This window comes from Bacteroides sp. 3_1_13, assembly GCF_001185845.1.
Taxonomy (GTDB): Bacteria; Bacteroidota; Bacteroidia; order Bacteroidales; family Bacteroidaceae; genus Bacteroides; species Bacteroides xylanisolvens.
The window spans coordinates 1,879,385-1,898,323 of record NZ_KQ236956.1 but is presented as its reverse complement, the minus strand read 5'-3'; the positions used below and the strand labels follow the sequence as shown (position 1 = coordinate 1,898,323).

Here is an 18,939-nt window from a genome sequence, read left to right as displayed (position 1 = left end):
ATTTCATTTTTATATCTTATTTTTGTGGGACATATTAAAACAGATTCCTTATGAAGACTGTAAAATTGATCACTTGCAATGATGCGATGAAGGCACATATCCTTCAGGGAGCATTGGAGAATGAAGGCATCGAGTCTATTCTGCACAATGAGAATTTCTCTACTTTGTATAAAAGTTGCGTGAGTAGTATAGCAGGGGTGGATATATTGGTGGCAGATGAAGACTACGAGAATGCTGTCCAAGTGTTGAAGGATAACGATAGTTGGCCGGAAGAGTTAACGCTTTGTCCGTACTGCGGTTCATCGGACATCCAGTTGGTTTTGAGAAAAGAAAAGCGTTGGCGTGCTATGGGGGCTGCTATCATTTCTGCATTAATGGTCATTCCTCCGGGAGACAACCACTGGAACTATACCTGTAAACAGTGTCATAAAACCTTTGAAATGCCGGTTGCTAAATTTAATCCTGCTGCAGAGCCAGAGGAATAATTATATCTAACTATTTATAACACACAATGGAAAAGAAAAAAAATCTATTAATTGCTCTTCTTTTAATTTGGGTAGCTCCCTCTTTTGCTGCCAAAGTAGATACCTTGTTAATTAAAAGTCCTTCCATGAATAAGGAAGTGCAAGTGGTCGTTGTTACGCCGGATGTTGCATCAGGAAAGAAAGCGGTAGCTTGTCCTACTATTTATCTGTTGCACGGTTATGGTGGAAATGCTAAAACATGGATTGGCATTAAACCGAATCTTCCCCAAATTGCGGACGAAAAAGGAATCATATTCGTTTGTCCGGACGGAAAGAATAGCTGGTACTGGGATAGTCCGGTCAACCCGTCTTTCCGCTATGAAACTTTTATTTCGTCGGAACTGGTGAAGTATATCGACGAACATTACAAGACGATTGCCGACCGTAAGGGACGCGCCATCACCGGATTGAGTATGGGTGGACACGGAGCGATGTGGAATGCAATCCGTCATAAAGATACGTTTGGTGCCAGTGGAAGTACAAGCGGAGGGATGGATATTCGCCCGTTCCCTAAAAACTGGGATATGTCCAAGCAGTTGGGAGAATATGAATCGAATAAGGAGGTATGGGATAATCACACCGTTATCAATCAGATTGATAAGATAGAGAATGGCGATTTGGCTATCATTGTCGATTGTGGAGAAGGAGATTTCTTCCTGAATGTGAACAAGGATTTGCATAACCGCCTGTTGGAAAGAAAGATCGATCATGATTTTATTACCCGCCCGGGAGGACATACAGGGCAGTATTGGAATAACTCCATTGATTATCAGATTCTGTTCTTCGATAAATTTTTCAAGAAATAAAACCGGGAATACTTGACTTTGGCTTTTCAATGTTGTATCTTTGGTACAGAATCATAAAATAGATTGAGGTTAAACTACGATAGAAGGAGGGAGCGGAAGCTTTCTCCTTTTTTGTTGTATCCTTGGGAGTCGTGAGCTTTATCCCGGTTTATAAAAGGGATGAAACCAGAGATTAACGTGTTTTATACCGCAGCTTTATGAAAATTAGACGGTGCGTTACGACTCATTAAACGCTGCGTTAGGAGAAGTTAGAGCCTTTGTTAGGTAAAATCAGAGCCTTTGTTTCGGAATAAACAAAGTTGAGGCATGAAAAGTATCTTTATAGGTTAAGAATCTATAATTCTGCTCTTGACAGAAATAGAGTGATTATGCTACTTTAAAAGAGAATTCGATGTTCGGAATGAAAGATTATTCGAAAGAAACCGAAATGTTGCGTGTGTATGGATAATAGCTGGCCTGTCCTCCGGCGTAGGTCGTCTGACAAATCATCCTGGATGGATTTCCTTTTTTATCAAACCCATACGAATAGACTGTCTTTTCGTCGTTACTTCCTGCAGGACAACTGCGTATGGTGAAATGGTGCGGATCCTTACCCAATAACCCTGCGTAAAGAGCTTCAATATGGAATGTCAGAGGGTGTATTTCCAATAAACCGAGGCAGGGCAAATGGTATGTCGAACTTTCTTCTCCCGGTTCATAAATGAACTTGTTTTCAAGGCCGTTCATCTTGGAACTGATAGAGGTTATATCTCCGTTCTCGTATGTAAGTGATGTTGATGAATATTCTATATCGTCGATATTCTCGACAATTCCGGTTAAGTATCCTTCTGCAGAGTAAGAAAATTGATAAATACGATTTTGTGAAGACAAACTGCATACACATTGACTGGCATAGCCTTCGCTATTTAATGTATATACTAAAGTGAGATAGTCAGTGGTAACTGTTACCTGATTATCAGAGTAGCTCAAGTTTACTTCGTTACTGATTTCTTCTTCGAAATAACGTTGTTTTATAATATGTTGAATCAGGCGCTCGCCATCGAACATAAACTTCTCTGTTCTATCTACAGGATTTGAATCGCTCTTGACGGTTTCATTGAAAATCATAGCCCATTGCCCTTTATCCTCTACTGTGCCCTTTTCGTCATCATCCGAACAACTGAATGTCAGTATTGCCAGCAATAAAATAGCTATTTTTTTCATCCTTTCTTATTTTAATCGTAATCCGTTACTACTAAAACGTCTACTTGCCGGACTTATTACGCTTTTCTCTATCTTGAATTGCGCTTTTGTCGTCTCTTCGGTTTCCTCGTCCTTTGGTGGATAACTTCCATCTATTACACCGAGAGCTACTTTCAACAGTCTCTCATCTTTATTGCCGAATGGCAGAAACTCGCTATAATTGGTTATTCCATCAATGATTGTCTCACTGACTTTAAGATCTGTAGCAGGTGATATAGAGCCGTAGGTATCATGATTAGAATCATAAACCGTGCAGACTGCCGGGTTGATTGACCATAGAAATTCTTCATTAATGAATTGCTCCGTTGCTACATTTTGTCCTTTAGTAGCACCACCAATGGCTACGACGGGATAACTATCTTTTAGATAAAGGCTTCTGATTAACATTTCCGGAGCTCCAGCTGTTGTGCTACTCGTAATGACAAACAGACCGGGGAGGTTTAAGTTAGTTCCTCCCTTTAATACTTCACCATCAAAGTGGATGGTAGCATCCTTGTCTCTGTTTTTATCATTATATTCGAGATAAGCCATTGGGGCATTTGAGTCATATCGTTCCCCTGAAGTTAAAATTGTACCTAACAATTGAACACAATCCAATGAACCTCCGGCGTTGTAACGTAGGTCAAGTATAACATATTTCACACCTGCTGTTTTGAATTCTTGTGAAACTTGGCGTAGTTCGTTATTGTATTTTTCTGGATCACTGCTGGTTCCGGCTGTGAAGCTATTGTACATGAGATAACCGACTTCGATTTCTTGACCATTCTCTTTTGCCGGAAGTACTGTATACTTATGTACCGGATTATCTTCAACGACTCGTGCTGCAGGTAGTTTTAGGGTTTTACCGTTAGGCACTACTTTGTACACATATTCTGTTTCTCCTTCTCCTCCTTCTTCCGTATCGGCTTTTGTTTTATCTTCCTCTTCTACCACAGGAACTTCTTTCCATACCCCCATCACCAAATCTCGGGCTGGGATTCCTTGTAGCAGTTGAGTCTCATATTTTTTGCTGATATAAGAAGTGTCCACTTTCATAATCCAGTCTCCACGCACCAATCCGGCGTCTGCCGCTGGTGAACCGGGAATTACATAAGTAATCAGAGCATTATAAGCTGTATCGATATCCGCACTTCTAACCAGTGAATAATCAAATCCATAAGTAGGTAGCGGAGTCTCCATCACAGAGTCCACAAACGAATAACTGTCGTTTTTTGATTTCACTTTAGATAAAAACGAAGCAGGCTCTAGAAACAGATTCACATCATCGTAGGAAGGTAGATCTTGATACCACAGATAGTTCTGTTGCATAATGTCCAGCATCCATGTATCTAGTGCAGTTTGATGGGCATACTCCGGCCAGCGGTCGACACCACAGGAGAAGAAACCACTGATAGATACGAGGATCAGGGCAGGTATGAGGATTATCTTTCTTAATTTCGTCATCATAAAAAGCTTTTTACTGTGCAAATGTAGGAAATACTTTGCTTATCTACCACATTTATGGTATAAAAATGCCTTCAATGTGTGATTGGGTGTTAGAGAATCTTGCCTTATCTTTGTGACATCAAAGTTTTCGATAGGTATTAGCTAAAATATAGAAAGTTATTAATAGACGGATTTTTATTCATGGAGATAGCTGCATTATTATCAGGAGGTGTCGACAGTTCGGTTGTTGTACATCTCCTTTGTGAGCAAGGATATAAGCCTACTCTTTTTTACATTAAGATAGGTATGGACGGAGCGGAATATATGGACTGTTCGGCAGAGGAGGATATTGAATTATCTACTGCAACGGCACGTAAATACGGTCTGTCTTTGGAAGTGGTGGACCTGCATCAGGAGTATTGGGAGAATGTGGCGGCGTATGCCATTGATAAAATTCGGCAGGGATTGACACCGAATCCGGACGTGATGTGTAATAAGCTTATCAAATTCGGCTGCTTTGAACAGCGTGTCGGGAAAGATTTCGACTTTACGGCAACCGGTCACTATGCCACCACCTTGCAATGTGATGGTAAAACTTGGCTGGGCACAGCAAAAGATCCCGTGAAAGATCAGACAGACTTTCTCGCCCAGATTGATTACCTGCAAGTTTCCAAACTCATGTTTCCCATTGGAGGGTTGATGAAGCAGGAGGTACGTGAGATTGCAAACCGTGCCGGATTGCCTAGTGCCAAAAGGAAAGACAGTCAGGGGATTTGTTTTCTTGGAAAGATAAACTACAATGATTTCGTTCGTCGTTTTTTAGGAGAAAAGGAAGGGGCGATTGTTGAACTGGAAACCGGAAAGAAAGTGGGTACACATCGCGGCTATTGGTTCCACACAATTGGTCAGCGGAAAGGGCTCGGATTGAGTGGTGGTCCCTGGTTTGTAGTTAAGAAGGATATTGAGGAAAATACTATCTACGTATCTCGTGGCTACGGTGTAGAGACACAATACGGTCATGAATTCCGGATGCATGATTTCCATTTCATTACTGATAATCCTTGGAAAGGTCAGGAGAAGGAGGTAGACATTACTTTCAAGATTCGCCACACTCCCGAATTTACAAAAGGAAAACTGATACAGGAAGGGGAGAAGCAGTTTCACATCTTGTCGTCCGAAAAGTTGCAAGGCATTGCTCCGGGACAGTTTGGGGTGATTTATGATGAAGAAGCAAAAGTTTGTGTGGGGAGCGGTGAAATCATCTGTTAAATAGTTTATTTTGATTGGTGAAGATTGGATTATCAGGAGATTTTTCACTACTTTTGTTTCGTAGAATATAAATAAAGGAGGATTGCTTATGACAACGATGGAATTGAAAAGTCTGAAGATGGACTTGGTGGAGGAACTCCTGAGTTTGAATGACAAAGAGATGCTCAATCGAGTGAAGAACTATTTGAAACGACTGAAAAAAATGGAAGCTGAAAAAGAAGAGGAAGAAATCACGAAAGAAGAAGTTCTAGCAGGGATTGACGCCGGACTGAAAGAGGTAAAACTTTCAATGGAAGGTAAGTTGGAGGTAAAGACTGCAAGAGAGTTCATTAATGAATTATGAAATTATAGTTAAGCCGACATTTCAGCGGGAGGCTAAAAGGCTGGCGAAACACTATTCCTCTTTTAAGGAGGATTTTGTTTCATTGATTGATGATTTAGAACAGAATCCTCTGCTAGGAACGGACTTGGGACATGGACTGCGCAAAGTTCGTATGAAAATAACTTCAAAAGGAAAAGGTAAAAGTGGAGGAGCAAGGGTTATAACATTTACTTTAGTCGTTTCTCAACAAGATGCAGTTTTGAATCTTCTCTATATTTATGATAAAGCAGATAGAGCGTCTATATCAGAAAAGGAAATAGAACAACTTCTGAAACAGAATGGATTGAAATAGAATAGAGAAAGGCACTGTTCACTAGTTTGTGCTAATAGGATGTGTAGGGTAATTCTTATAAGGCGGCATCTCAGATGTAGTATTCCGCTAAATCCACAATCCCAGCCCTCATCGCATATTTAGTAGCTTCATGTACATTATTTACTCCCAATTTGCGAAAGATATTCTTACGATGACTGTTTATCGTATGGAAACTAAGATTTTTCTCTGCTGCAATCTCTTTCGTCGTTTTTCCCAATGCAATTTCTTTTAGGATATTCTTCTCCGTTTGTGTCAATAGATGATCGTCTACGCTTGAGGCAGCCAGCGGAGAAGAAGTGCCTGAAAGCAACAGATTGCTGACATGATTGCAAATATACCGTTGTTTGCGGGTGGCACATTGAATGGCAGTCATGATTTCTTCTTTCGAGTTATCTTTCATCACTACCCCGAAAGCCATACTGCTGAACAGTACCTGGCGGAGAAAGTTCAGGCTAAGTTCGTCAGAGAATAGAATCCAGTCGGCTTCCTTGAATCTTTCCTGCAAGACAATCAATTCATCCGCCCCGGCAAAATTGAACAGTGTATAATCCAATACAATCACCGCTTGCGGATGCAATCGTAGCTGCTGAATCAGTTCAGCCTTGTTATCAGCTTCTAAAAGGAGGGACACTTCCTTTTGTTTACTTAGCAGGAACATCATTCCTGCCTTACTGATATCCTGATTGTCTGCGATGATAAATTCTCTCATAAGCAACGATGAATAAAAAAACTCCGCTACAAATGTACGCATTTTGCGTGATTTGTAGCGGAGTTATGATAAGATTCTTGTATCCGGATTACCAGGAACGTCCTTTGAAGATATTTGACTGGTCAAGCGGAACGATATTTCCGTTCAATGTCAGGTTATTGTTGCTGAAGTTCGGGCTGATGCTAACCGAAGCAGTATTGTTTCCGCTGCTCATATTGATAAATACTTGAGCGGAGATGCCGATACCCTGAACGCTGAATGAGCAGTTCACATTTCCTTTTTTGTCGATATTCATCTTCATATCCGAAGAATTACCATCTACTGTAACACCACCGATTCCGTTAGGACCTGGGTAAGGAGTGTTGAAAGCAGTCTGTACGGTAGCTCTGTTGCCGTTCATCAAGACGAAGTTGGTGTTTGAAGTAACAAAAGCACTCATACCGTTGCGGAAGACAACTTGATTAGCTTCCAATACAAATTGCTTGTTCTTCAAAGCCTGTACAGCTTGTTGATAGGCTGCCATGTCCTGCACCTCTTCTTCGGCACGGAGTTTTGCTCTTTCTGCATCTCTTTGAGCTTTTCTTTCTGCGCGGCGTGCTGCTGCGTTACTTTCTTGTGCATACATCATTGTGCTTGCACTTACTAATACTAATGCTACTAATGCAATAAACTTTTTCATAACTTTTTTTTGTTTAGGTTTAATACGTTGTTCGTTTATTGCAAAAACAAAGTGTATGCCAGATTGTTCACGAACGTCTTGCAATTTTATATCCGATGGCTGCCACAGTGATACTCATTAAGGGGCTGATAATGTTGAAAAAACAATAAGGTAGATACACAAGTGTGGGTACACTCAAGATAGTAGCTTGTGTCATTCCGCAACTATTCCACGGAATCAATACGGATGTAACGGTTACTGCATCTTCCGTCGTACGGCTTAGTAAGCAACTTTCATACCCTTTCTTGGCATAAATATCGCGAAACATATTTCCCGTCAGAATGATACTGATGTATTGGTCGGCAGTTGTCAGATTAAGAAACAGGCCGGAGCAGACTGTCGCTCCAACCACGCTGACTGTTTTCTTCATGAAGCGGACGAAGATGGAAGTGATACTTCCCAGCATACCGCTTGCTGTCATTGCCCCGCCAAAACACATGGCGCACAGAATCAGCCAAATCGTATTCATCATTCCCGCCATCCCACGTGTAGCGATTAAATCTGTCAGAACGGCATTGTCTGTATGTAAATTTGTCGCTCCATAGACGGTCATCATCAGTCCTTTGAACAAAGAATCGAATCCGGAAACGGCAACTCCGGAAATCTCTTGCAACAACTCCGGCTGAAATATCAAAGCAAAGACACCAGCTAGCAGAGTGGATAGGAACAGCGTAACGATAGAGGGTACTTTCCGTGCTATCAGTATTCCGGTTACAACAGGGACTATTAACAACCACGGAGTGATATGAAACTTTTCGTTCAAAGCGGTTGCCACCTCCGCAATATGTTGTGTATTGCTGGCATCATGGGAAAGTCCTGCCACTGTGAAAATAATCAGCGTGATGATAAGAGACGGTACCGTAGTAATCATCATATAACGAATGTGACGGAACAGGGGAGTGTCTGTGATGGAAGACGCCAGGATAGTGGTTTCGGATAAAGGAGATATTTTATCCCCGAAGTATGCCCCCGAAATGATAGCTCCGGCAATCCATCCATCTTCAAAGCCTTGCGCCTTTCCGATACCCATCAATGCAATACCGATAGTGGCAATAGTGGTCCACGAACTTCCGGTCATTACAGAAATCAACGCGCAGATGATGCAGGTCGATGCCAGGAAGAAACTGGGATGGATAATTTGCATCCCGTAATAGATTAAGGTCGGCACTACTCCGCTAATCATCCAAATGCCACTCAACGCACCGATTATCAACAGAATGATGATGGCTGTTGCCACTCCGGCAATATTGTTGGTGATGGCGAGCTCGTAATCTTTCCAGGGAATCTTATAAAACGCCATACCAATCAGGATACAAATGGCTGTAGTGGTAAGCAATGACACTTGACTTCCGCCGCTTAGGGCATCACTGCCAAAGGTACGGATAGTGGCAAACAATAATAACACCAGTACAACAATCGGTATCAACGATACGAGGGGAGAGGGAGCTTTTTTCATCTTGATTCTTATAACCTTTTATTTATTTTCCGGCTACTGCTTGTTGATAGCCGCGCAAAGATACAACAAAAAAGAATGAAATCTTTTGCTTCAAAACATCAGGTAATAAAAATTATTAGATGTTTATATTTAATCGGAATATGTAGGAGACGGCTCAACTGGCAAAAGTCTTGCGCCTGATCCACCAGTAACGGATGAAAAGCACTCCTGTCAGGATGAGGGCGATGGATAATCCGGTATAGAAAACAGAAATGAACGTTTCGGGCAGGAGGTGGAAGCTACGGATGGTGATTCCCAGGGAAATCATGAATATCATTGTAATCCAGCTTTTCACATCGAAAAAGGAGAACGGACAATTCCGGCGTTCTTTCTTTTGCTCGATTCGCTGGGTATGTTTATAGTAGAGCCTTCTGAAAACCAATACGAAGAATAATAAGAAAACCACGGTGGCTTCTCCTATTTTGAACATCCAATCTTGGGAAGTGTTTAACCAGGTCACAATTCCTATTCGCAGAATATTGGCACCGGCTATAATCCAGACGGCACCGGCTGTGATAAGTAAGATTTGTCTGTTAACTCCGTATTTCATTGGCGTTTTTTTTATAATAAACGGTTTGAGTGTTCGTTTTGTTGACTCATTTCTTGTAGAAAATCGTAATTAATAAAGAAATCCCGGTTAAAACAACTCCGGTACTGATAACTCCGTGCCAGCCATACAGTTGCCAAAAGCTGCCTGCCAGAAATGTTCCCATAGAACCACCGATAAAGTAAGTAGTCATGAAAACTGTATTAATACGGTTCGAAGCACGCGGATTTAGTTCGAAGATACTTGTCTGGTTACTTAGCTGAATACATTGCATTCCTATGTCAATGATGATGATACCGGCGATGATACCGACAAAGGTGTTTTCACCGACGAAGAACAACAACCATGCAAAGAGAATCAAACCGCAGCCGATAAAGTTGAAGCGGCGTACGCCTACCCGTTTTACGTATCTTCCGACAAAAGAAGCAGTCAGTGCACCGGCTACTCCGCAAAGTCCCAGCATACCGATTACATCGCTGTTGGCGAAGAACGGAGCTTGTCCCATTTTAAAAGCCAGACAGGACCACATGGCAAGGAGGGAACCGAAATTCAGTGCCGCCCGAATCGAATAAATGCGTAGTTGCGGATATTCTTTCACTAAGGCTAACAGAGATTTCATCAGGTCGCTATATTTTCCTTGGAAGTTGGTTTGAATATCGGGAAGGACTTTTAATACAACAATCGCGCAGATAAACATCATGCCTGCAGCAATGTGATACATTTCCCGCCAGCCAATCAGTTCACCGATAAATCCGCTGACGACACGTGAAGCCAGAATACCGGTCAATAGTCCTGATAAGACAATTCCTACGTTTCTGCCTTTATGTTCCGGACGGGAAAACTGCGCGGCTATGGGAATGAATATCTGTGGAATCATGGAACAGACTCCAGTGAGGAATGAAGCGATGAGTATCAGATGGAAGCTGTGTGTCAGGGCAATCGTCAAGAGGGAGAAGATCAGGACGGTGAAATTGACAAGGATGATTTTCTTTCGTTGATATAAGTCGCCTAAGGGGGTGATGAACAACAGTCCTGCTGCATAGCCTATTTGCGTGACCATGGCAATCAGGTTAGTTCTGAACTCTGATATGCCAAGTTCATGGCGTATCATATTTAATAGAGGTTGGATATAATAGATGTTGGCTACCGAGACACCTGCCACAATAGCAAGTGTCCAGAGGATGGATGCCGGTAGTCCTCCGTTTTCTTTTAATGGCTGTTTCATGCGGCAAAGATAATAAAATAAGATGTTTATTCGATGAAGAAAGTAGTGGAAACTGTGTTGCCTTCTCCGTCTACTGCCGTCAGGGAATGTTTGCCGGGAGCGGGTTGCAGGGAAATTTTGTGGAAATCCTGCGTCTGTGTCTGATAAGTGTCGTCAAGATGCCAAAAGATAGTCGCATTGGGGTTGCTGTGTGCCAGTTCGACCGTGAGAAACCCTTTGCTGCCGTCCAATTGTTTGGGTAACTTGATGTGGGCGTTCATCGGAGGGTAGATGAACTGCATGGATTGGAAAGAATCTTCTCCACAGCCGGCTTTGAAAGGTGGCAGTGGTTTATATTCCGGATGGTGCTGCTTATAGTACCATTCCCATACAGGTGGCAGGGCAAACCATGATTTCTGAATGGTAGGTTCGGTATTTGCACAGTTTTCATAGATGCGGTGGCTTTCGTCAGCGGATAGCGTGACGAGATGATGGTAAGGACAAGCCTCCGTCCGTAATTCGGCGGGAAGAATTAATACGGTATCAGTTTCTTCACAGAAACGTCCTTTCAGATGACCGGACTGGCGGCATATTTCTGCATCAACGAAAACGCCTGTGGGACGTTCGAACCACGGTGAAGAAGGGAGGTAACTGAATATATCGAATAATACAGGACCGGCTGTTTGTGCACCAACCAATCCGGGCTTTCCCTCTCCGGTTGCATTGCCTACCCATACGCCTACTGCATAGCGCGGAGTCACCCCCACTGCCCACGCATCACGGAATCCGTAGCTGGTTCCGGTTTTCCATGCGATGGTCTGCATGGATGGAATTGATTTCCAGTCAATCTCTTCGGGGCGGTTGACTTCTGTTAAGGCGGAGAGGGTAAGCCAGGCTGCTCCTGCATTAGCCGAAGTGGTTTCTTCCGAATCCTCTTCTACGGAGATAGGACTGGAGTTACTTTGTTCTCGTTTTTCCTGCTTGTTATGATTGCTTTTATGATTACGGCTTGTTTGCTTCGTATCATTGTTTATTGGCTCTGTATTTTCTGTTTCCAGTAGTATCTGTGCTTCCTTTCCTTGAGATACGGTCGGGGAGGGGCTATTGCTGGAAAGGCTTCGTCCCATTTGTGCATAGGCATTCGTTACATCCCATAATGTTGCTTCTGCACCTCCTAAAATCAGTGACAAACCATAATGAGAAGCCGCCCGATTGATAGTCTTGAATCCCATCTGTTGCAACAAATGGTGAAACTTGGGTACTCCATATCTTTGTAACATGGTTACAGCCGGGATATTCAACGAACGGGCAAGGGCTTCGGAAGCGGGAACGGCTCCTTCAAACTGCATACTGAAGTTTTGGGGAGTAAAGCCGTTGATATTAACCGGTACATCCGGTAACAGCATTTTCGGTAATAAACTTCCTTCCTGTAGCATGGCATTGTAGAGAAAAGGTTTTAAAATACTGCCTGTGCTTCTGGGAGCTTGGATCACATCTACCTGGTTTCCTCCTTGTTTACGGTCGAAATGTACATTTCCGCAGTATGCTACTACTTGATTGGTGGGAATGTCGATAACTAAAATTGCCAGGTTGCGGATATCACTTCGATTAAATTCGTTGCTCCACCGTTCTGCCAAACTCTCTATGTGGGTTTGTATCCCTCTGTCAATAGTTGAACGGGTATATAGCCCGTTTCTTTCCTGATAGAAACGACTGACTAGGTGGGGAGCTATTTGAGGAAGCGGATGCGGCTCGTCGGGTAACGGTTCGCTGACAGCTAATTCGTAGGTGGACGCATCGATAATCTCTTCTTCAAAAAGTTGCTTTAATAAACGGTTGCGTTTGGAAAGCAGTGTCTTCCGTCCTTTGGATAGATGAATCATGGCGGGGGCATTGGGCAGGACAGCCAGCACAGCCGATTCCGCCCATGATAAATCTTCGGCAGAATGACCGAAGTAACGCCAGGCAGCAGCATCCAATCCTACAACATTTCCTCCGAATGGCGCATGAGAGACATACATGGATAAGATTTCCTCTTTAGAAGCCCGAAATTCCAGACGGGTAGCCCATATCATTTCAACGACTTTCTCTCCGAGAGTTCTGGGCTTGTTCCGGGCGAGACGAATGGTTTGCATGGTAAGAGTACTTCCTCCGCTTACGACACGTTTGTTCTTTAAATTTTGATAGAGTGCCCTTCCGGTAGCTAACGGATTAACTCCCCAGTGGTGATAAAAGTGTTTGTCTTCAAAGGTAATGAGGCATTGCTTGATTTTTTCGGGTGTTGTCTTTCGGGGAGGAAACCGCCATTGACCGTCCGAGGCGATGCGTGCTCCCAATAATTCTTCATTTCGATCAGTCACAACGGTAGAGTAGGGTACATGAAACAGTTGCCGGGGAAGGCAAAAGATGTATCCTATTATCAAAAGAGTAATGCTTATAGTCATTACTTTCTTAGTGACAGATAATCGTTTGAAGAATTTTATAGGATTCATTTAAATATTAAAAGCTAAGAGACATATCTTTGTGACAAATAATTAAGTAAGAAATAATAAGGTACGAAATAATTAGGCACGGATTACACGGATTACGCGGTTTAAGTGAACGAGTAGAACCGTGAAATCCGTGTAATCCGTGCCTAATATTATCGACTGACAGTTGTTCTTCCTGCTTTGCTTCGTGCCTGTACGTTTACATCATACATCGCTTCACATTGAACGGCAGGGAGAATAAAGTTACCGGCATAGGTCGCTTGTAACCTGACAGTGAATACCTTTGTCTCACCGCGGCGCAGATTGAAATAGGTCAACACCCTGTCATCACGTATATCCTGATAGCTGTACTTGCTGACTGATTGACCGGAGCCGTCGGCTGCTACGTTTTCCGTTTTGGGAGCAACCATTCTTTCATTGTATATTTCCCAACCGGACGGTATGATATGCGTCAGTGCCAGATTAGTGTAATCGGAAGTACCGCTGATATTGGATATTGAGGTGATAGCCATAAAGTCAGTTCCCTGTATGATGTCATTGACAGAGAGCGGTGTACCGTTCAGGTTAGCATATCTTATATCCATGCGGAGGTTATCGCTGATAGCCGGTAACGTATCGTTTAATAACTGCGTACGTGTGATAAGGTCTACGCTAAGCGCTCCCTTTCCTTGATTCTTCACAGAAACAGTGCCGGATTTTGGAGTGGTAGCGATCTCTTTTTCAAACACAGCTTTGGCTGATTTTACAGCAGGCTGCTGTTTATCGTTCCATGACCACACAAAATCCAGTGTGCCTGACAGCTTTTCTGCCAGACGTCCCATTGCCATCAGAGCAAAAGCGGTAGATTGTGTACTGAACCAATCCTCTTGTGATAGATTCTTAGAAACGACTTTCGCTTGTTGTAAAGCATCCCGTTCCCGGTTCATCAGGATGAGTGTTTCCAAAATCATTGCTTCGTCACGATCGGAAGAACCGTAAATCTGATTCATGGAAGAGTAGGGGTTCACCGTTGTTTCTACATTATACACAAGTTCTTCAGCCGGTTTCATCTTTCCGGTCAGTGCGTATGCGGCTGCCAGTCTCCATTTGGCCTGAATAGATAATCCGGTCTGTTCTTTCATTCGGTTCATGGCTCCATATTCCGGTACTCCTGCCAATGCAAGGGTATATAAACGGAAGGCTTGTTGCAATTCCGACTGCCATTGCTGCCAACCGCTTGCTTCCTGCGGCATACGCCAGTTTTGTGCGGCTGCACGTTGGAAGCGCTTCCACTTGTTCAGTACGTTCGCATGAACGGCATATCCTTTTTCTTGCGCCAGCGTCAGGAACATTCCTGCATAAGAACTGATCCATTCGTCGGCAACAGCATTCCCCGGCCAATATACAAATCCGCCGTTGGGGAGCTGACGACCATAAATCTGCCGGATAGCTTCCTGTACATTCGTCTTTATCTTTTCGGCTTCCGTCTTATCTATCGTCTTGAATTGAGCGACAAACAGAAGAGGCAGAGCCTTGGAAGTCAACTGCTCCGTGCAATGGTGCTGATAATTGTATAAGAAGTCGAACCGACGGCTGATATCTACCGAAGGTATGCGGGATACTTCCAGCTTGATCTGATTATTTGCGGAAGAACTGCTTAGGTTGTATGACAATTCTTTGCTTTGTCCGGCTTCTATCCATTGACTGTTGCGCAGGGTTACTACCGGATTCGGATTGCGTACGTCTATTTCAATGGTTTCTTTGGTTTGTTGTCCGCCGCCATTTGCTGTCAGGTGGATTGTAGCCTTTCCGGTTTTGCTGCCTGTTTTTAAGGTAAAGAAGACAAGCTGGTCTCCCGGTTGGGTGAATTTGAGCGATTGTTGGTTAGCTCCTACAATCTGTACTCCTCCACCGGATACCTGAAGTGATACGGTCACATTCTTCACTTGATTCTCCATCGCAAAGATATTGACCGGAACGGTAATTTCTTCCTGAATACTAAGCACACGGGGCAAAGTAGACAACATCATCAATGGAGTTCGTACGAAGGCAGTCTTTTCCGCATTGCCATAAGCACCGTCCTGTCCGGCAACCACCATGGCACGTACCGAACCCACATACATCGGAAGTTTCAATGTATGCGTCTGGCTCTTTCCTTTTCCCAGATAGAAAGGACCTATAAACTTGACTACCGGTTTAAAACGGTTTGCTTTAGCATCGGCAGGTTTCAGTGTGGCGTCTCCACCTGTGCTGAAAAGCGAACTGTAGCTTCCGGAAGAAGCTCCCAATACATTATCATACATATCCCATGTCCGGATGCCAAGCGCTTCGCGTGAATAGAAATCATTCCATGGGTCCGGTGTCTTGAAGTTGGTAAGATCCAATAAACCGTCGTCTACGATCGCCAATGTATAAGTCATCGGTTTACCGCTCTTTTCGCTGACGGTCACGTTGAAGTTGGTTTCCGGGCGTAACACTTCCGGCATCTGTATCTGCGGTTGCAATACTGTCTGACTGTTAGTGACAAATACCGGAACAACGCCGTACATACGGATAGGCAGGTCATTGACTGTTTGTGCGTGAGGCTGTAACAGACTGATATGCAAATATACGTTCGGAGTCATCTCCGGCGTAATCTTGAATGTATATTTCGTATCTCCTCCGTTGGAGACTTCTATCCATTCCTGACGCAAAACTGTCGAACCGTTTTCAATGGATACCAGTGCACGTCCTCCCGCTGCCGCAGGAATAATGGCTGTGGCTGTTTCTCCAATTTCGTATGAATCTTTGTTCAGAGAGAAAGCAAGCATCTTGATGCCGCTGGGATCTGTTTTGCTCGAACGTCCGCGCCATTCCGGCCAGTCTATATAAACGGTTCCTCCGGTGGCATGTCCGCTCTCTTTGTCTTTTACGTAAACCAGGTAGCGTCCCCATGATGGATAATCGACGCGGAACTTGAAGGATGCTTTTCCGCCTCTTGTCTGTAAGTTGCCGCTGGCAACAGGTGTGATGGAACTGTTGTTGATGTAAGTGCCAAAAGATTCACCGCTGTTCTCCCACCACCAGCTCCAGCCGATGCGGTATATTTTGTATTCCAGATTAGTACGGTTCACTAACTGTCCCTGCGTGTTTACAGTCACAATATCGAATACGTGATCTTTGTCCGTTTCAATATATTTGCCTTTCGGTTGGTTCAAGTTGATACCGACGTAAGATGTAAATGGCGAGAACGGGATTGTTTGGGTGTAGATGCTGGCATCTCCTCCCGGTTCGAATACACGGGTGGTGAAAGTTGCATTCAACATACCCGGTGCTTCGGTTGCAGTCGGAACTTTCAGTGTGACGCTGGCTTTTCCTTCTGCATCCAGTGTACCGTCAAATACATCTGTTTTGATAGTTGTGAAATTCGTGGCCGGATTATTGAAGATATATTGTCCGTAATTCTTAAACTGTGTATTCACTTTAGATAAAGACATTTCTATTTTAGCTTTCAATTTGGAGGCAGTGGCTCCTGTCAGCCAGGTTGAAGTGAGTGGGGCGTAGACATCCTTGTCCGTAGCTTGAAGAATCTTCGGCAATGCCAGGTTTATTTTCAAGCGGTTGGGCTTTATGGTTTCGATGCGCAATCCTTTGTGGAAGGTGGTTCCTCCTACTTTAATATATGCATTCCAGAGCCCGGTTGGATCTGTAGCCTGTGTCGGAACGTCGAATGTATAGAATCCGTTCATTCCTTGCGTTGAAATCATTTTGGTGTAGAACTGTCCTCTCGGATTGTATATTTCCAGTGCTACGGGATGCTTGTCGGGGATTCTCTTTTCGCGGTCCTCCAATATAAAGGAAATGTGCAATGTGTCTCCCGGTCGCCATACTCCTCTTTCGCCATATATGAATCCTTTCAATCCCTTTTGAATATCTTTTCCTCCTACATCGAATCTGCTGACGGACTGCTCTTCACCGTCTACGACACGCACGTATGCCTTTTGCTTTTCCGATTCTGCCACGATAATGAAAGGTACACCCTTCGGAGTGATTTCAACGAACCCGTCTCCATTGGTCTCTCCCTTTCCTATGGGCTGTAATTGGAAGTTATATGCTGTTACTTGTGCTTTTCCTATCGGTTTGGTGTCCAAAATATTGCTTACGGCAATCCATAGTTTGTTCAGTGAATTCCGTTTTACAATCATTCCTAGATTGGAAGCAAATACATTACATGCAGCAATTCGGTCTGAATTCATATAATAAGATGGATGGCATGGATTGTCGCGTTCCGTCCATCGGTACACGCTCCAGTCCATTGTTCCTCCGTTGTAATAATAGTAAGCTTCGGGCGTATTCCAAATGGCTTCATCTTCTTCAGACAAGACACTTCCGCTTACTTTGGTCAACCCGTCGGGTGTGTTATTGTCGGCGAATTTCATATCCTGATTCTCGTTTCCTCCACAAGGATAAGCGGAGTATTCCTGACGGAATGAAAGTATGACACGGTATATGGCACCCGGCTCCTGATGAATCAACCCGGCAAGATCTATTGAGTAATCTCCCCAATGATGAATGTCTTTGGACGCATCTTTGGCAAGCCACAACGTTTTCTTGTAAACCAGTCTTCCCGAGCGGCGTAGTTCATTGGCCGAAGCAAGTGAATTGGTTTGCATGAACATCAATACATTATTCTCGAAGATGCGGATCACGCTCAAATCCACGGCATACAGATTGACAGCCCTGAAAGGAATAATCAGACTTTTCGAATCGGGCAGGATAGCGGCGGAGGTAGACATTTCTACCTGTGGTTTCAGACTTACTTCACTGAACGAGATCGTATGAGAAGTTCCCAGCGCTTTACCTTGACTGTCTTTGACTCCTTCATGGATATTCAACGTCAGTTTGTTCTGTGTGTTTGCTTCGAAATAGATGAAGATTCTGTTCTCGCTGATTTGGAAGATAGATGAAGAGACTTCCGGAATCTCAATCAGTCCTTTTAAATCCTGGGTAGTGGATAAAGGAGCGGAGAAAACAATCTCAATTCCGTTTTCCGGTTGTTCAATGCGTTCGGCAGACATAAAACGGAAGCAATCTTTAGCCGGTATCAGCACTTCTTCGCTTTGTTTACGGTCAATGCCAGCCGGGTTACCATTGGCTGTAATGGTCAATGGGTAATCATCAGCTTCTCTGGGTATTTGTCTGATGCTAAACTGATACCGGGTAAGGTTGTCTGTCGCGGTGACTTCTACCGGATAACTCTTCTTGCCATCGCTGGCAGTCAGCATCTTTTCCACTTCCTCTTTTTTCACTACATCGCTGAAGCGTATTTCTCCTTTAATATTTATTTCATCCGGTTGGGTAGCTGTAATTGGTAACGACTCCAACTGCAAAGTGAAGTTACGTTCCTGCACACGGAATGAGAAGTTGAACTCTTTTAGTTTTTTGTCCACTTCGATGAAGTCTCCCAGTTGGAAAGTTCCTTCGTAGAGCGTTCCCGGTTTCAATGTTCCTTCTTCCGGCACAAACTCAATGGTGTTGTTGCTTACCCAATATGCTTTTCCTTTTAATGAAGGGGAAAAGCTGAACGGATTGTTTTTTAACTCACTGTTCAGATCCACCATGGGTTGGTCATGGGTCAACTCTATGCGTATGGTTGAATTCTGTGAAATAACTCCTCCCGTATACGCATTTACATACGGTGCATAATCGGCAGAAGGAATGATGTCTTTTTGAGTACGTGTGCATGAATATAGGCCCACAGTCATCATGATAAGTAGGAGTAGTCCGGTAGCACTAATGCTACGTGTAGTCTTTGTTAGTCCCATAGCGATGAGTTTTTTATAGTTCAACAAACAAAT

At 43.6% G+C, this 18,939-nt stretch carries 14 protein-coding genes; 5 read left to right on the top strand and 9 right to left on the bottom strand.

Annotation, left to right across the window (positions count from 1 at the left end):
• The first annotated feature begins 50 nt into the window (after positions 1–50).
• Positions 51–485, top strand: a complete 435-nt coding sequence (locus tag HMPREF9009_RS20175) for a putative signal transducing protein (RefSeq protein ID WP_004319568.1) — start codon at positions 51–53, stop codon at positions 483–485.
• 26 nt (positions 486–511) lie between these two features.
• Positions 512–1,330, top strand: a complete 819-nt coding sequence (locus HMPREF9009_RS20170) for an alpha/beta hydrolase (protein ID WP_049703118.1) — start codon at positions 512–514, stop codon at positions 1,328–1,330.
• Between the two features lie 408 nt (positions 1,331–1,738).
• Here the strand turns inward: HMPREF9009_RS20170 and HMPREF9009_RS20165 are convergent, their stop codons facing one another.
• Together HMPREF9009_RS20165 and HMPREF9009_RS20160 are read right to left on the bottom strand one after the other, a co-directional pair.
• Positions 1,739–2,533, bottom strand: a complete 795-nt coding sequence (locus HMPREF9009_RS20165; protein ID WP_049703117.1) for a DUF4595 domain-containing protein — start codon at positions 2,531–2,533, stop codon at positions 1,739–1,741.
• Between the two features lie 6 nt (positions 2,534–2,539).
• Entirely contained in the window at positions 2,540–4,018 is a 1,479-nt protein-coding gene (locus HMPREF9009_RS20160) for a S41 family peptidase (RefSeq protein WP_049703116.1), read from the bottom strand.
• A gap of 180 nt (positions 4,019–4,198) precedes the next feature.
• Here HMPREF9009_RS20160 and mnmA point away from each other — a divergent pair, with 180 nt between their 5' ends.
• The 3 genes from mnmA (at position 4,199) to HMPREF9009_RS20145 (ending at position 5,940) form a co-directional block, all read left to right on the top strand.
• Positions 4,199–5,266 carry a tRNA 2-thiouridine(34) synthase MnmA gene (gene mnmA / locus HMPREF9009_RS20155; protein ID WP_008021685.1) on the top strand — a complete coding sequence of 356 codons (1,068 nt, stop codon included), beginning with the start codon at positions 4,199–4,201 and terminating at the stop codon, positions 5,264–5,266.
• Between the two features lie 88 nt (positions 5,267–5,354).
• The gene (locus HMPREF9009_RS20150) at positions 5,355–5,609 is read left to right on the top strand and encodes a hypothetical protein (RefSeq protein WP_004316007.1); all 255 of its coding nucleotides are present in this window, start codon (positions 5,355–5,357) and stop codon (positions 5,607–5,609) included.
• Complete coding sequence (locus HMPREF9009_RS20145; RefSeq protein WP_008643242.1) at positions 5,599–5,940, top strand: type II toxin-antitoxin system RelE/ParE family toxin; 342 nt, start codon at positions 5,599–5,601, stop codon at positions 5,938–5,940. Before HMPREF9009_RS20150 ends, HMPREF9009_RS20145 begins: the two co-directional genes overlap by 11 nt.
• A gap of 70 nt (positions 5,941–6,010) precedes the next feature.
• Here HMPREF9009_RS20145 and HMPREF9009_RS20140 read toward each other — a convergent pair whose 3' ends face one another.
• The 7 genes from HMPREF9009_RS20140 to HMPREF9009_RS20110 form a co-directional block, all read right to left on the bottom strand.
• Entirely contained in the window at positions 6,011–6,670 is a 660-nt protein-coding gene (locus tag HMPREF9009_RS20140; RefSeq protein WP_032811826.1) for a LuxR C-terminal-related transcriptional regulator, read from the bottom strand.
• A gap of 88 nt (positions 6,671–6,758) precedes the next feature.
• A complete protein-coding gene (locus HMPREF9009_RS20135; RefSeq protein WP_004305931.1) occupies positions 6,759–7,349 on the bottom strand; it encodes a DUF4251 domain-containing protein in 591 nt (196 codons plus the stop codon).
• 67 nt (positions 7,350–7,416) lie between these two features.
• A complete protein-coding gene (gene nhaC / locus HMPREF9009_RS20130) occupies positions 7,417–8,844 on the bottom strand; it encodes a Na+/H+ antiporter NhaC (RefSeq protein WP_049703115.1) in 1,428 nt (475 codons plus the stop codon).
• 154 nt (positions 8,845–8,998) lie between these two features.
• Positions 8,999–9,433 (bottom strand): hypothetical protein, encoded by a 435-nt coding sequence (locus HMPREF9009_RS20125; RefSeq protein ID WP_008018526.1) that lies wholly within the window; start codon positions 9,431–9,433, stop codon positions 8,999–9,001.
• Positions 9,434–9,479: 46 nt separating this feature from the next.
• Positions 9,480–10,655: an MFS transporter gene (locus tag HMPREF9009_RS20120; RefSeq protein WP_004315999.1), complete on the bottom strand. Its 1,176-nt coding sequence runs from the start codon at positions 10,653–10,655 to the stop codon at positions 9,480–9,482.
• 26 nt (positions 10,656–10,681) lie between these two features.
• Positions 10,682–13,126 (bottom strand): penicillin-binding protein 1C, encoded by a 2,445-nt coding sequence (gene pbpC / locus HMPREF9009_RS20115; protein ID WP_049703114.1) that lies wholly within the window; start codon positions 13,124–13,126, stop codon positions 10,682–10,684.
• Between the two features lie 149 nt (positions 13,127–13,275).
• Positions 13,276–18,906: an alpha-2-macroglobulin family protein gene (locus tag HMPREF9009_RS20110; RefSeq protein ID WP_049703113.1), complete on the bottom strand. Its 5,631-nt coding sequence runs from the start codon at positions 18,904–18,906 to the stop codon at positions 13,276–13,278.
• Positions 18,907–18,939 lie beyond the last annotated feature (33 nt).

What these genes read in the sequence shown, in the direction of transcription:
- HMPREF9009_RS20175 (WP_004319568.1), top strand. Translation starts at nt 51, where the DNA reads ATGAAGACTGTAAAATTGATCACTTGCAATGATGCGATGAAGGCACAT.
- HMPREF9009_RS20170 (WP_049703118.1), top strand. Translation starts at nt 512, where the DNA reads ATGGAAAAGAAAAAAAATCTATTAATTGCTCTTCTTTTAATTTGGGTA.
- HMPREF9009_RS20165 (WP_049703117.1), bottom strand. Translation starts at nt 2,533, where the DNA reads ATGAAAAAAATAGCTATTTTATTGCTGGCAATACTGACATTCAGTTGT.
- HMPREF9009_RS20160 (WP_049703116.1), bottom strand. Translation starts at nt 4,018, where the DNA reads ATGATGACGAAATTAAGAAAGATAATCCTCATACCTGCCCTGATCCTC.
- mnmA (WP_008021685.1), top strand. Translation starts at nt 4,199, where the DNA reads ATGGAGATAGCTGCATTATTATCAGGAGGTGTCGACAGTTCGGTTGTT.
- HMPREF9009_RS20150 (WP_004316007.1), top strand. Translation starts at nt 5,355, where the DNA reads ATGACAACGATGGAATTGAAAAGTCTGAAGATGGACTTGGTGGAGGAA.
- HMPREF9009_RS20145 (WP_008643242.1), top strand. Translation starts at nt 5,599, where the DNA reads ATGAATTATGAAATTATAGTTAAGCCGACATTTCAGCGGGAGGCTAAA.
- HMPREF9009_RS20140 (WP_032811826.1), bottom strand. Translation starts at nt 6,670, where the DNA reads ATGAGAGAATTTATCATCGCAGACAATCAGGATATCAGTAAGGCAGGA.
- HMPREF9009_RS20135 (WP_004305931.1), bottom strand. Translation starts at nt 7,349, where the DNA reads ATGAAAAAGTTTATTGCATTAGTAGCATTAGTATTAGTAAGTGCAAGC.
- nhaC (WP_049703115.1), bottom strand. Translation starts at nt 8,844, where the DNA reads ATGAAAAAAGCTCCCTCTCCCCTCGTATCGTTGATACCGATTGTTGTA.
- HMPREF9009_RS20125 (WP_008018526.1), bottom strand. Translation starts at nt 9,433, where the DNA reads ATGAAATACGGAGTTAACAGACAAATCTTACTTATCACAGCCGGTGCC.
- HMPREF9009_RS20120 (WP_004315999.1), bottom strand. Translation starts at nt 10,655, where the DNA reads ATGAAACAGCCATTAAAAGAAAACGGAGGACTACCGGCATCCATCCTC.
- pbpC (WP_049703114.1), bottom strand. Translation starts at nt 13,126, where the DNA reads ATGAATCCTATAAAATTCTTCAAACGATTATCTGTCACTAAGAAAGTA.
- HMPREF9009_RS20110 (WP_049703113.1), bottom strand. Translation starts at nt 18,906, where the DNA reads ATGGGACTAACAAAGACTACACGTAGCATTAGTGCTACCGGACTACTC.